Origin of the sequence: Enterococcus sp. (assembly GCF_022711995.1) — a bacterium.
In the GTDB taxonomy this organism is placed as follows: Bacteria; Bacillota; Bacilli; order Lactobacillales; family Enterococcaceae; genus Enterococcus_D.
On record NZ_JALAHI010000087.1, the window covers coordinates 1 to 13,642 of the forward strand.

Annotated in this window: 10 protein-coding genes and 2 riboswitches; all 10 genes read left to right on the forward strand. The window is 42.4% G+C overall.

Features of this window, described 5'->3' with window-relative positions; all coding sequences use genetic code 11:
- Positions 1–62 precede the first annotated feature (62 nt).
- Positions 63–2,873, forward strand: a complete 2,811-nt coding sequence (locus Q0A12_RS08710) for a SpaA isopeptide-forming pilin-related protein (protein WP_291292263.1) — start codon at positions 63–65, stop codon at positions 2,871–2,873.
- 3 nt (positions 2,874–2,876) lie between these two features.
- Positions 2,877–4,292, forward strand: a complete 1,416-nt coding sequence (locus Q0A12_RS08715; RefSeq protein ID WP_291292264.1) for a SpaH/EbpB family LPXTG-anchored major pilin — start codon at positions 2,877–2,879, stop codon at positions 4,290–4,292.
- The gene (locus tag Q0A12_RS08720; protein ID WP_291292265.1) at positions 4,289–6,166 is read left to right on the forward strand and encodes a SpaH/EbpB family LPXTG-anchored major pilin; all 1,878 of its coding nucleotides are present in this window, start codon (positions 4,289–4,291) and stop codon (positions 6,164–6,166) included. Before Q0A12_RS08715 ends, Q0A12_RS08720 begins: the two co-directional genes overlap by 4 nt.
- A 401-nt stretch (positions 6,167–6,567) precedes the next feature.
- Entirely contained in the window at positions 6,568–7,431 is an 864-nt protein-coding gene (locus Q0A12_RS08725; protein WP_291292266.1) for a class C sortase, read from the forward strand.
- 224 nt (positions 7,432–7,655) lie between these two features.
- Positions 7,656–7,817, forward strand: a riboswitch (cobalamin riboswitch).
- Between the two features lie 224 nt (positions 7,818–8,041).
- Positions 8,042–9,001, forward strand: a complete 960-nt coding sequence (locus Q0A12_RS08730; protein WP_291292267.1) for an ABC transporter substrate-binding protein — start codon at positions 8,042–8,044, stop codon at positions 8,999–9,001.
- The gene (locus Q0A12_RS08735; protein ID WP_291292268.1) at positions 8,994–10,001 is read left to right on the forward strand and encodes an iron ABC transporter permease; all 1,008 of its coding nucleotides are present in this window, start codon (positions 8,994–8,996) and stop codon (positions 9,999–10,001) included. The genes Q0A12_RS08730 and Q0A12_RS08735 overlap by 8 nt, the downstream gene beginning before the upstream one ends.
- Positions 9,998–10,765: an ABC transporter ATP-binding protein gene (locus Q0A12_RS08740; protein ID WP_291292269.1), complete on the forward strand. Its 768-nt coding sequence runs from the start codon at positions 9,998–10,000 to the stop codon at positions 10,763–10,765. Before Q0A12_RS08735 ends, Q0A12_RS08740 begins: the two co-directional genes overlap by 4 nt.
- Positions 10,766–10,907: 142 nt before the next feature.
- Positions 10,908–11,351 carry a EutP/PduV family microcompartment system protein gene (locus Q0A12_RS08745; RefSeq protein ID WP_291292270.1) on the forward strand — a complete coding sequence of 148 codons (444 nt, stop codon included), beginning with the start codon at positions 10,908–10,910 and terminating at the stop codon, positions 11,349–11,351.
- Entirely contained in the window at positions 11,348–11,929 is a 582-nt protein-coding gene (locus tag Q0A12_RS08750; protein ID WP_291292271.1) for a cob(I)yrinic acid a,c-diamide adenosyltransferase, read from the forward strand. The genes Q0A12_RS08745 and Q0A12_RS08750 overlap by 4 nt, the downstream gene beginning before the upstream one ends.
- 44 nt (positions 11,930–11,973) lie before the next feature.
- A riboswitch (adenosylcobalamin (AdoCbl) riboswitch) is annotated at positions 11,974–12,123 on the forward strand.
- 294 nt (positions 12,124–12,417) lie between these two features.
- Positions 12,418–13,548, forward strand: coding sequence for a 1-propanol dehydrogenase PduQ (locus Q0A12_RS08755; RefSeq protein WP_291292272.1), 1,131 nt, complete (start codon positions 12,418–12,420; stop codon positions 13,546–13,548).
- Positions 13,549–13,642: the final 94 nt, after the last annotated feature.

The following is a 13,642-nucleotide window of genomic DNA, read 5'->3' on the forward strand; positions in this document are numbered from 1 at the left end:
GGATTGCTTTATGACTGCGATCGAACACTGGATCAGCAGCAACGCTAGGGAATAAAAATGGTTTGACCACTTCATCAGCAGCTGTTGGTTCTTCAGATGCATCAGGGACTTATCCGACAGCCAGCTGGCAGCCGACTGGAAATCAGAATGTGCGTAACCATCAGGGAAACAAAGACGGAACTGCACAATGGGATGGTCAAAAAGAATGGAATGGTGATCCAACGAATAAAACCAATTCTTATATTGAATATGGTGGGACGGGTGCCCAAGCAGACTATGCCATTCGCAAGTATGCCAAAGAGACCACGACACCTGGATTATTTGATGTTTACTTGAATATTCGCGGAAATGTCCAAAAGGAGATTGCGCCCTTAGATTTGGTTTTAGTAGTTGACTGGTCTGGCAGTATGAATGACAACAACCGCATTGGTGAAGTCCAAAAAGGGGTGGATCGATTTGTAGATACGCTAGCAGAAAGTGGAATTTCAGACAACATTCATATGGGCTATGTTGGGTATTCAAGTGATGGCTACAAAAATGATTCGGTCGCGATGGGTCCCTTTGATTCAGTCAAAAATGCCATTAAGACGATTACTCCAAGCAGTACCACTGGAGGAACCTTTACGCAAAAAGCCTTGCGAGATGCTGGAAACATGTTGGCAACACCGAATGGACACAAAAAAGTGATCGTTCTACTGACAGATGGTGTTCCCACTTTTTCCTACCAAGTCAGCAAAGTTCAAACAGAAGCGAATGGCAGCTATTACGGTACCCAATTTACCAATAGACAAGACCAGCCGGGCAGTACTTCTCGTATTTCTAACAGCTACTATGCTCCAGACCAAAGAAATACCAATAAATTGATCAACAGTACCTTTATCGCAACGATTGGGGAAGCAATGGCATTAAAACAGCGAGGGATTGAAATTCATGGATTAGGCATTCAACTGCAAAGTGATACCAATGCGGGATTATCCAAACAAGAAGTAGAAAACAAGATGCGGCAAATGGTCTCTGCAGATGAGAATGGTGATCTTTACTATGAATCCGCCGATCATGCACCGGATATTTCTGATTATCTCGCGCGAAAAGCGGTTCAGATATCAGGAACTGTGGCAAACGGCAAAGTAACCGATCCGATTGCTGAACCCTTTCGTTACGAACCAAATACATTAACCGTCAAAAGTGTCGGTTCCCTTCAAGTACAAACCATGCCAACCCTGTCACTTGAAGGAACAACTGTTCATAGTAATGAGATCTATTTAGGGAAAGATCAAGAAATTCAGATCCATTATCAAGTCAGGATCCAGACAGAATCAGCAACGTTCAAACCTGATTTCTGGTATCCGATGAATGGCAGAACAACCTTCCAGCCAGTAGAAACAGCAGATGAAGTGGTAGATTTTGGGGTTCCATCGGGGAAAGCACCGGGAGTCAAACTTGATTTCAAAAAAATCTGGGAAGAATTTGATCATGATCCGAGCAGCCGCCCGGAAAATGTAATCTATGAAGTGTCTAGAAAACAAGTGACAGATACGGCCAGTTGGCAAACAGGCTATCTCAAGATTTTACAGCCGTCAAATGATACAGAAAACCTGTGGGAACGCACGGGGGTAACTCAGCTTTCAATGTCAGCAGAGGGTGCTTATGCCGAGATCTTGAGCCTACCCAAATATAATAATCAAGGGCAAAATTTCAGTTATCAAACGACTCGTGAGCTCGCTGTTCCCGGATATGAGCAAGAAAAAGTGGATGAGACAACGTGGAAAAACACAAAACAGTTTCAGCCATTAGCACTTAAAGTGATCAAAAATTCTTCTACTGGCGAAAAAAATCTGGTAGGTGCTGTGTTTGAATTAACTGGCAAAAATGGCCGTACGACATTGATCGACAATCAAGATGGCAGCTATTCCTTGCCGCAAGATGTCCGACTGCAAAAAGGGGCGACCTATACCCTCACAGAAGTGCAAGCACCAGCTGGACATGAACGTGGGAAAACAACGTGGCAAATCGAAGTCACTTCAGAAGGAAGGGTGACAATCGATGGGGAGGAGGTCTCTACAGAAGAACAAGTCATTACATTAACCGTGGTCAACCCATTTTCAGAATTGCCAATCGGCATTCGCAAGTATACGCTGCAAGCCGGCAATCAAGTCAATTTGTCAGGGGCGACCTTTTCTCTACAAAAGAAAAATACTTCAGAGGGCTATCAAACCATTGCTACGGAAAAAACAGACGATTCAGGATTGGCCCATTTTATAGTAGATCAGCCCGGGCAATACCGGATGGTCGAAGATTCAGGGCCAGTGGGGTACGACACCATCGCCGGCAACTATGAATTTACGGTGGATAAATATGGAAAGATTCACTACGACGGTAAAAATGTGGATCAACAAAGCAAAGAATGGACATTGAATCATCAAAACCAGTTAAAAGCCTTTGACTTAACCGTCCACAAAAAAGCCGACGATCAGACGCCATTAAAAGGGGCAACCTTCCGTTTGACAGGTCCAAATACAGATATTGAACGTTCAGGAGAAGAGACGGACACCTTTGTCTTTGAACAGTTACAGCCGGGAAAATATACCTTGACGGAAACCTTTACTCCAGAAGGGTATCAAGGATTGAAAGCCCCCATTGAAATTGTGATCAATGAAGATGGTTCGGTATGGATGGATGGCGAAGAAGTCACGGATGTGCTAGTCGCGGGAGAAAAGAATAACCAGATTGTGTTTGATGTGACCAATCGGGCGAAAGTTCCCTTGCCGGAAACAGGGGGAGATGGTCGATTAGGCATTTATCTCATCGCCATTAGTTCGATCGCCATCGCTGGGATCTACTTATACTTCCAGCGTCTAGAAAGGAAGGTGTAGCAGATGAAAAGCATGCGTTGGTTTAGTGTATGCATTTTTCTATTTGTGTTACTAGGTTTCTCCCAACAAGTTTCAGCAGGAGAAATACAAGCGAATGTTCACATCACGTTGCACAAGTTACTATTTCCTGAAGGGCAGTTACCCGAAGAGCAACCAAGTTCTGGAGAAAGTAAACTGCTGCAAGCTTATCGGGGCTTAAATGATGTCACCTATCACGTATACGATGTCACCGATTCTTTCTATCAATTGCGAGGAGATGGTGAATCGGTGGAAGCTGCGCAAAGAAAGTTGGCTGAAGAGGGACCTAGGGCAGGGGACTTAATTGCCAAAGGAAAGACTGCGAAGAGTCAAGGAGAAGATGGTGTACTGCACTTCACTTTAGCAGCCAAGGACAGCCAGCAGCGAGACAAGGTCTATTTATTCGTGGAAGCAGAGACACCGAGTGTCGTGAAAGAAAAAGCGGGAAACTTGGTGGTTGTTTTGCCAGTTCTTGATCAGAAAGGGAATCCATTGACCACGATTCATTTGTACCCCAAAAATGAAGAAAATCCATACGATCTGCCGCCGCTGGAAAAAGAAGTGCAGTCTGGGACCGCTGGTTTTACCTATGGCGAGACCGTGGATTATCAGCTGACCACACATATTCCGGAAAATATCTTGGATTACCAACAATTTCAACTAGCAGATACAGCAGATGCTGCGTTATTTCTCTTACCAGAAACGATCACAGTAAAAGTGGGAACATCTATTATGACAGGCTATACGCTTCAAACAATGGATCATGGCTTTGTCCTGGATTTTTCTATTCAGCAGCTAGAAAAATTTGCCAATCAAAAATTGCTAGTTTCTTACCAAATGAAGGTAATGAATGCGGAGCCTGACACAGAGATCGTGAATGAAGGACAATTGCTGACGGATAAACACACTATCAAGAAAAAAGCGTTCATACGGACTGGTGGGAAACGGTTTGTCAAAAGAGATAGTCAAGATCCCCAGCAAACATTGGCAAATGCCGTATTCGTCGTAAAAAATCAAACAGGAGACTATTTGCATGAATCAGCCAATGGTTATCAATGGCAAAAAGAAAAGTCGGGGGCTAAACGATTCACTTCTGATCAAGCAGGAGAATTTGCCGTCAAAGGGCTAAAAGATGGGTACTATTTCTTAGAAGAAATCCAAGCGCCAAAAAATTACTTGCTTAATCAAACCGCGATCCCCTTTGTGGTGGAAAATAATTCCTATGGAACAAAGGACAAACCGGCCACCCCATTGGCAATTATCAATAAGAAACATACGGATCTCTTACCAAAGACCAATGAGCAGCAGGCAACAGGGTTGACCGTCGCCGGTGTAGCATTGTTAGGGTTCGTCCTAGTTGGGTTGATTTATCAAAAACAAAAGCGAGGAGAGAGAAAATGAAACAAGCAAAAAAAGTGTGGTATTTACTAAGTGCGTTATTCCTAACATTACCTGTTTTTATCAGTGTATTGGGTACAACTGTTTATGCTGAGGATAATGCAAGCAATGCCCAAATCGTGATTCATAAAAAGAAAATGACCGATTTGCCGAATCCGCTGATTCAAAATAGCGGGAAAGAGATGCGTGAGTTTGATCAATATCAAGGTCTGGCAGAGGTCACTTTCCGCATTTATAATGTGACGTCAGAATTTTATGCGCAACGAGCAGCCGGGGCAACTGTCGAGGCTGCCAAACAAGCAGTTCAAGGGTTAACCCCAGGTGCGCCAGTAGCTGAAGGCACAACGGATGCAGAGGGCAACATGACCGTCAATGTCCCGAAACAACAAAAGGGCAAAGATGCTGTCTACACCATCAAAGAAGAACCCAAATCTGGGGTAGTGGCTGCTGCCAATCTGGTCATTGCCTTCCCGGTTTATGAAATGATCAAGCAATCAGATGGCTCGTATAAATATGGGTCAGAAGAATTGTCTACCGTTCATGTTTATCCCAAAAATGTTGTTTCTAATGACGGGTCGTTACATGTGAAAAAAGTAGGTACTGCTGAAAATGAATCGTTGAATGGAGCAGAATTCGTACTCTCAAAAAGTGAAGGTTCCCCAAGTACCACCAAATACATCCAAGGGGTAAAAGATGGTCTCCACACTTGGACAACCGACAAAGGACAAGCCAAGCACTTTGTTACGGGCAAAAGCTATGGCATCGGCGAAGATGATTTTACAGAATCTGAAGAGAACACTGGTGAATTAACGGTGAAGAATCTCGAAGTGGGGGCCTATATTCTTGAAGAGGTCAAAGCACCGAACAATGCTGAATTGATTGCGGATCAAACAAAGACCCCCTTCACGATTGAAGCGGACAATCAAACCCCTGTCGAAAAAACCGTTAAAAATGATACCTCAAACGTTGAAAAAACAACGCCTAATTTAAACGGCAAAGATGTAGCGATCGGTGAAAAAATCAAGTACGAGATTGCGGTCAATATTCCATTGGGGATTGCTGATAAAGAAGGAAATGCCAATAAATACAACAAATTTAACTTAGTGGATACCCATGATGAGGCGTTGACCTTTGACAACACCCCTTCAGGAGAGACTGCCTATGCTCTTTATGATGGTGAGACAGTGATTGCGCCTGGAAATTATCAAGTAACGGAACAGACAAACGGCTTCACCGTCGCTGTCGATCCGGCCTTCATCCCTTCTTTAACACCAGGAGGTACCTTAAAATTTGTTTACTTCATGCATCTCAATGAAAAGGCAGACCCAACGAAAGGCTTTAAAAACGAAGCCAATGTGGATAATGGTCATACCAATGACCAGACGCCGCCAACAGTAGAAGTTGTTACTGGTGGGAAACGATTTATCAAAGTCGATGGAGATGTTTCATCCACGCAAGCTCTAGCAGGGGCTGCTTTCGTTGTTCGTGATCAGGATAGTGAGCAGGCAAACTATTTGAAGGTCGATGAAGCAGCGAAAACAACGACTTGGGTGGCAAACAAAGAAGATGCAACGACATTTACTACGGAAGCAGATGGTCTAGTCGTCGTTACAGGACTAAAATACGGCGTCTATTATTTGGAAGAAACTGCAGCGCCAGAAAATTATGTGTTATTAACAAATCGAATCCAATTTACAGTAGATGAACACTCTTATGGAACAACCGAAGAATTAGTTGCTCCTGAAAAAGTGCCTAACAAACACAAAGGAACATTGCCTTCTACAGGTGGAAAAGGTATCTATCTTTATTTAGGCAGCGGTGCGCTGATCTTGCTCGTTGTCGGGTTGTATTTCATGAAACGAAAAGAAAGCCGGTAATTTTCACTTTATTAAAAAGCAACTGCTAGAAAAATAGCAGCCTCACCAGTGGCTTTCAGCTATTTTGACTTAATCAGATAAAACGGAAGGTTGCGAAAGATAGGATCAACTTCAAGAAATAAGCCGGAATTTTTGAGCGCTGCTTCTCCAATGTTTGTGACCTTTCGACTTATTTCCCCAGCAGTTGCTAACCATTTGTTTGGAAAATGGGGACTGTGCCATAAGCCATCATCCAACAAGTTCAACCGAATCATATTCTATTGCTAGGATAGATTCCTCTGACCTTTGCGACGAGGAGCTACTGCACCTTAGGGAGCAATACTATATAACCTTCGGATAGTGTTACTTGTCGGAGACTTATGGTACAGTCCCTTCTTATTTCTTTTTTTGAGGAGGAAGCGATGAAACGAAAAAGAGGTCGCCGGATAGTCGATCGCTTGATGCTTCTTTTGTTGGTGATTGGTATAGGGCTTTTTTCCTATCCATTTATTAGTGATGCACTGAATAATTATTTGGACCAACAGATCATTGCCCATTATCAAGCGGAAGCCAATCAGGAAAATGCCGCCGCAATGGCGAAAATGCAAGAACAGATCGACAAAAATCAAAAGCTAGCCAAAGAAGGCGGATCTCCCGGATTGGATCCCTTCTCTGAAGCAGAAAAAATCAGGCAAACACCAGATAAATCCTATTTTGAAAGCCATACGATCGGTGTGCTAACAATTCCCAAAATCAATGTTCAAGTACCGATTTTTGACAAGACCAATTCCGCATTGTTGGAAAAAGGCAGTTCATTACTAGAAGGGACCTCTTTCCCCACTGGCGGTAAAAATACCCATGCCGTCATTTCCGGTCATCGGGGCTTGCCGCAAGCAAAACTATTTACTGATTTACCAGAATTGCAGGAAGGAGAAGAGTTTTATTTAGAAGTCTATGGTGAGACACTGGTCTATCAAGTCGATCAAATCAAAACCGTTGTCCCCACCGACACGCAAGACTTGCAGATTGAATCCGGGAAAGATCTCGTCACATTATTGACCTGTACCCCCTACATGATCAACAGCCATCGATTATTGGTGAGAGGCCATCGGATTCCTTACCACCCGGAAGTCACTGCGGGAATAAAGAAAGTTACCCAGCAACAACAGCAGTTTTTATGGATGCTGCTTCTAATTGCCTTTGGCTTCCTGATTTTTGGTATTTGGTGGTTTAAGCGGCGAAAGAAAAAAAATGGCAGCACAACAGCATCGAACAGATCAAATTAGTCAGTTGATCAAAGCACAACTGATTTAAATAAACGATTTTTTGATCGAGAGGGCAAGAGAAAAAAGCAGCTCATGGCAGCAGGAGTCTAGTCAATCAAATGCACTATCAAGCAGGCCATCAGACAGGACGTTGACAAATGATGGGTAATCGTTATAATGAGTGTGTATTGGTGGACAAGGGTGTTCGCTGATCTTTTTGAAAATTAGTTATCAACGAAGATACAATAAACGTATACTTATGAAGTGTCAGGGAAAGAGGTGCAAATCCTCTACAGACCTACCTACTGTAATGCGGATGAAACCAATAAAACCACAGAATGTTTCTGGAAGGATTGGGAGTAAGAAGAAGCTAAGTCAGGATACCGGCTTGATAAGTCTATTCATTCTTTTGTAGGAAAAAGAAGGGTCTTCGACGATAACTGGCTGGATTTATTGTTAGTGCTGTTAATGAACCACTTTTTCTATTGAAGAAAAAGTGGTTTTTTTGTGTTGTTATCTGACACAAAACAAAAGGAGGGACAGCGAAACCACAAGAAAGAGCAATCATTGATTTATCTGTAAGGGTTGGAAGAAAAAGTTCAAAAAAATAGCTGAATGCGAGGAAAAAAAGATGAAAAAAATTCTAATGACGATCATGACCATCGGACTAGTTGCCGGGATTGGATTAGCGGGTTGCGGCAAACAAGAAAAAGAAACTACGGCTTCAACTGAGAAAACAGAACAAAATTTGCCGACGAAAGACCGTAGTGGAAAAGAGATATCATTACCTAAAGAGGCAACTAGAATCATTTCACTGGTTCCATCAGTAACCGAAGTTATCGATGATCTAGGCAAAACGGATGGATTAGTTGCTGTAGACACACAAAGCGGAGCAATGGAAAAAGAACTTCAAGCATTGCCCCAAATGGATATGATGGCGATCGACGCCGAGAAATTGATCGCCTTGAAACCACAGATCGTCTATGTGAATGATATTAATCTAGCAAGTTCTGAAAGTGTTTGGCAGCAAGTAGAAGATGCGGGGATCACACTGGTCAATATACCGACAAGCACCAGTATCCAAGCCATTAAAGAAGATGTTCAATTCATTGCGGATAGTTTGTCGGAGCATGAAAAAGGCCAAAAACTCGTTGACAAGATGACACAAGAAATTGATGAAGTGGCAAAAATCGGGAAAACCATCAAGAATCAAAAGAGTGTTTTATTTGAAGTAGCGGCACTACCAGATATTTATAGTTTTGGAAGTGAGACATTTTTAAATGAAATGATCGAAACCATTGGTGCCAAAAATGTGCTAGCAAGCGAAAAAGGTTGGCTCCCTGTAGGAGAAGAAGCCGCAATTGCTGCAAAACCCGATGTTATCTTAACGAATGTGGACTATATTGATGATCCGGTAAAAGAAATCTTGGATCGGAAAAATTGGGAAAATGTACCTGCTGTTCAAAACAAAGAAGTATTTGCCATTGATAACATGTCTAGCTCTTTGCCAAATCATCACATTACAAAAGCTTTAAAACAAATGGCAAAAGCCATTTACCCAGAAGCATACAAGGATTTGAAAGATGAATAAAAAAAGCTTTCTCCTACTATTGATCGTCATTAGTTTGGGAATGCTCTTACTTGGCATCAAGATCGGCAGTGTGCACATTTCTATTCGGGATTTGTTCAACGTGCTAGTAGGAAAGACGGTTTCTGAAGATGGTATTTTGGAAGGAATTATCTGGAATGTCCGTTTACCTCGAGTCGTGATGGCCTATTTGGTAGGTGCAGGGTTAGCTGTTAGTGGGACAGTCATGCAGTCTCTGCTGGGAAACCCATTGGCTTCTGCATACACATTAGGCGTTTCGGCCGGGGCTTCCTTGGGCGCTGCATTGATCATGGTGACTGGTATCACCGCCACGATCATTGGCAGTCTATTATTGCCTTTTACTGGCTTTCTCTTCGGGTTAACGACTGTTTTTCTTGTTTTACTATTTACTCGTACGATGGATCGCCAGATGTCCAATCAAACAGTCGTTTTAGTGGGAATGGTCATGACGTTGTTTGTTGGTGCAATACTAACGTTGATCACAGCGCTTTTTCAAGATTATTTGAAAGAATTGGTCTTTTGGCAAATGGGGAGCTTTTCTGGTAGTAATTGGACAAAGATTCTTATTTATTGTCCGATTGCAGTGATAAGCACACTCTTTGTCTGGATGGATGCAAATAATTTGGATGTTTTAGGCTTAGGCGAAGAGCAAGCCATGCTATCAGGAGTAGAAGTGAAAGCGGTGAAGTCACGAATCATCCTTTTTGCAAGTTTACTGGCAGGAAGTGCCGTATCCTTTGTCGGTGTCATTGGTTTTGTAGACTTAATCGCGCCGCATATTGTTCGCCGTTATTTAGGGGCTACCCATCGCTGGTTGATTCCAGGATCGGCGCTATTAGGAGGCACACTGATGGTGTTGGGGGATACGATTGCACGAACGATACTATCGCCAAGAGAAATACCAATTGGTGCAGTAACAGCACTTATTGGTGCCCCGTTCTTTCTGTATATTTATTTCAAAAAAAGGAGTGCTGTCGCATGATCCAACTTGACAAAGCAGCAGTGACTCTGCAACAAGCCCGTATCTTAACAGACGTTTCCTTGACTTTTGAAACTGGCAGCAAGACCTGTATTTTAGGCCCTAATGGCTGTGGCAAAACAACCTTATTAAAAACGATTGCCGGACTGCTTCCTTACCAAGGCGAGGTAACGATCGATGGCCAAGAAGTAGGTGAGCTAAAGCGAAAATTTTTAGCCAATAAGGTTGCTATGATGAGTCAATTCACAACGGTGGCTTTTGATTATACGGTTTATGAAACGGTTCTAATGGGGGCCTATCATCAGCAGTCCCACCGTTTTTTGCCCATCGTTTCTAAACAAGAAAGAGAACGGGTGCTTCATTACTTAGAGACCGTCCATTTGATTGATATCAAAGATAAAGTTGTCAATCAACTCTCTGGAGGACAACAGCAGCGTGTCTTTTTAGCGAAACTCTTCCTGCAAGATCCCGAGATCATTTTACTAGATGAGCCTAACAATCATTTGGATATTCGCTATCAGCAAGAATTGATCCAACAATTGAATGAATGGGGCACTCACTCTGAAAAAACAATTATTGGTGTGTTTCATGATATTCGTTTAGCTTTGACACTAAGTGAAGAAATTGTTTTTATGAAAGCAGGAAGGATCGCTGCGGAGGGAAATTTTCATGACATCGTATCAAAAGCGTTCCTTGAAAATATCTTTGATGTAGATATCGTTTCCTATTTTCAACAACAACATAAACTTTGGACAAATATCCAGTAACTTTTGACAATTATTTTTGAAACGAGTAAGATAAATTTAGAAGACACAATGAGGTGTTACATTACATTGGCAACGGAGCCTAAAGTTTACGTGTGAAAGTACACGTGCTTTAGGCTCTTTTTATGGAGGTAATAACGAAGGTATGAAACGAATTATTTTTATGGGCGCAATTGGTTGTGGCAAGACAACACTATGCCAAGCGCTGCAAGGAAAAGAATTGCACTATGATAAGACACAAGCAGTAGAATTCCATGCTGAAATGATCGATACCCCAGGAGAGTTTATTTTACATCGCCAGTATTACAATGCCTTAAATGTCACGGCTGCTGAAGCAGATGTGATTGGGTTGGTACAAAGTGCTAGCGAGACAGAACAGATCTTTTCACCGGGATTTGGCAGTATATTCCCTAAAAAAGTGATCGGCATTTTAACAAAAGTTGATTTAGTGAAGGAGCCCAATCAATTAGCCCGTGTTCGGCAGCAATTGAAAAATGCGGGGGCAACTAAGGTTTTTGAAGTATCTTCTGTAGAAAAAACGGGCTTACAAGATTTGATCAATTATTTAGAGGAGGAAGAGAATAGATGAAAATTTATACAAAAACTGGAGATAAGGGCATGACTAAACTTGTGGGCAGTTCCACGGTCGCTAAAGATTCTGATCGAGTAGAAAGTTATGGAACGATCGATGAATTAAATTCGTGGGTAGGGTATACCATTAGTCAACTATCCTCAGAAAATCAAGCTATCAAAAATGAATTGAAGCTCATACAAAATTTTCTGTTTGATGTAGGGACGGACTTATCAACCCCGTTAGAGGCACATCGTCCCTTTAAATTACAGCCAGAAAGTATTGCCTGGTTAGAAGAAAGAATTGACTATTATACCGCTAAATCTCCGGATATCGATCGGTTTATTTTGCCTGGCGGCACATCTGAAGCAAGTATGGTCCATGTCGCGCGCACGATTGCTCGTCGCGGAGAACGTGCAATCGTTCGCCTCAATTGGACTGCCAAGATCAATGAGCAAGCCTTGATTTTTACCAACCGACTGTCGGATTATTTTTATGCATTGGCACGCTATCTCAATGTTCAAGCCAATGAAGCGGATGTTTTTTATGAAAGAGGAGAAAAAGTTTTTCATAAAATCAAAGAGGATGGACTATAGACAGTTGCTTTTCTAAGTGAGATGTGGTAAATTCCAAGTAGATTAAACGAATATTTTATGAAGAATATGAATGGAAGCCAGTGAAAATCTGGCACGGTCCCGCCACTGTGATAAAGCAAAGCTGCTTTTAAGTCAGGTCTTTTCAGTTTTTCATTATTGGGCATACTGTTTCGAGGCAAAACAGGATGTTTCTTTACAACGCTTGTGTTGAAAATCCAGCCCAAGATATTTGTGTTAATCCATGTATCAGCACGAGGAAGTGCTTTTAGGGGATTTTGGGCTGGTCTTTCAACGTTGAAGGAGATTTCAGGTACAATGATGTACTGCTATATTCCCTTTTCTTATTGACATTCAGTAGTTTGCGTTGTACCCTATGTGTGTAAAGTTTGGTGTACAATGGCGTATACATAATGAAGCAAAGACGCTTCAAACAGACGGTTTTTCGTTTGTTTGAGGCGTCTTTGCTATTTTTATTAGGAGGAATCAATATGGAAATGATCCAATTTCCCACTGAATTGTGGGTGGGAGACAATGCATTAACCAATCTTGAAACGCTTCAAGGAAAAAGAGTTTTTGTGGTTACAGATCCATTCATGGTCGAATCGGGCTTTGTGGAAAATGTAACGAAGCACTTGTCACACAGTGAGTACCTGATCTTTAGTGATATTGTACCGGATCCGCCGATCGATAAAATTGTTTCAGGTATCAAGCAATTGGCAGATTTTAATGGCGATATGATTGTCGCTTTAGGAGGAGGTTCGGCGATTGATGCAGCCAAAGCGATGAAATACTTCGGCAAGCGCACAATGAATCTTCAGGTAGACCAATTTATTGCAATTCCTACGACCAGCGGCACTGGATCAGAAGTCACCAATTTTTCTGTGATCACTATTGCTGAAACAGAGACGAAAATTCCTTTGGTGACCAACGAGATTCAGCCAGATGTGGCAATATTGGATACCGCTTTAGTTATGAGTGTTCCACCGAAGATTACCGCTGATACTGGAATGGACGTCTTGACCCATGTCATAGAAGCCTATGTGTCGACAGAAGCAAATCCGATTGCAGATGCTTTATGTGAAAAAGTGGTTCGCTTGGTTTTTGAAAACTTGGAGACAGCCTATCGTGAGGGCAACAACAAACAAGCCCGAGAAAATATGCACCTAGCTTCTTGTATGGCTGGCATGGCATTCAATGTAACTTCATTAGGCCTCAACCATGGGATCGCCCATGCGGCAGGCGCACGATTGCATGTACCCCATGGCCGTATGAATGCGATTTTGCTACCTGATGTGATTGCATTCAATAGCGGTTTGGCAAATGGAAAGGTGACAAATGAGGCTACGGCAAAACGTTACGCGCAGTTAGCGGATTGTATTTCCTCAACGAAAACGACGAATGCTCGTCTTGGGGTTCAGCAACTCATTCGCCAAATCAAACAGTTGCGGCAGAAGCTGCAAATGCCCGCTTCTTTCACAGAATACGGCTTAGCCAAAGGGGAAGTCCGTGAGCTGAGTGAAAAAATTGCCAGCGCAGCGCTTAAAGATGGTTGTACGAAAACAAATCCAGTTCAGCCAACAAAAGAAGAAATTATGGAAATATTGAACTCTGTCTTATAAGCAATTGACAGGATGTAGCCAATAAAATATAATGTGGGTAGCACAACGGCGTGCTTCAAAATTTAAGAGCAAAGAAGCTCCTTAGTAGAAAGCG

Excerpts from the sequence above, each read along its gene's own strand:
- Q0A12_RS08715 (WP_291292264.1), top strand. The coding sequence starts at position 2,877 with ATGAAAAGCATGCGTTGGTTTAGTGTATGCATTTTTCTATTTGTGTTA.
- Q0A12_RS08720 (WP_291292265.1), top strand. The coding sequence starts at position 4,289 with ATGAAACAAGCAAAAAAAGTGTGGTATTTACTAAGTGCGTTATTCCTA.
- Q0A12_RS08725 (WP_291292266.1), top strand. The coding sequence starts at position 6,568 with ATGAAACGAAAAAGAGGTCGCCGGATAGTCGATCGCTTGATGCTTCTT.
- Q0A12_RS08730 (WP_291292267.1), top strand. The coding sequence starts at position 8,042 with ATGAAAAAAATTCTAATGACGATCATGACCATCGGACTAGTTGCCGGG.
- Q0A12_RS08735 (WP_291292268.1), top strand. The coding sequence starts at position 8,994 with ATGAATAAAAAAAGCTTTCTCCTACTATTGATCGTCATTAGTTTGGGA.
- Q0A12_RS08740 (WP_291292269.1), top strand. The coding sequence starts at position 9,998 with ATGATCCAACTTGACAAAGCAGCAGTGACTCTGCAACAAGCCCGTATC.
- Q0A12_RS08745 (WP_291292270.1), top strand. The coding sequence starts at position 10,908 with ATGAAACGAATTATTTTTATGGGCGCAATTGGTTGTGGCAAGACAACA.
- Q0A12_RS08750 (WP_291292271.1), top strand. The coding sequence starts at position 11,348 with ATGAAAATTTATACAAAAACTGGAGATAAGGGCATGACTAAACTTGTG.
- Q0A12_RS08755 (WP_291292272.1), top strand. The coding sequence starts at position 12,418 with ATGGAAATGATCCAATTTCCCACTGAATTGTGGGTGGGAGACAATGCA.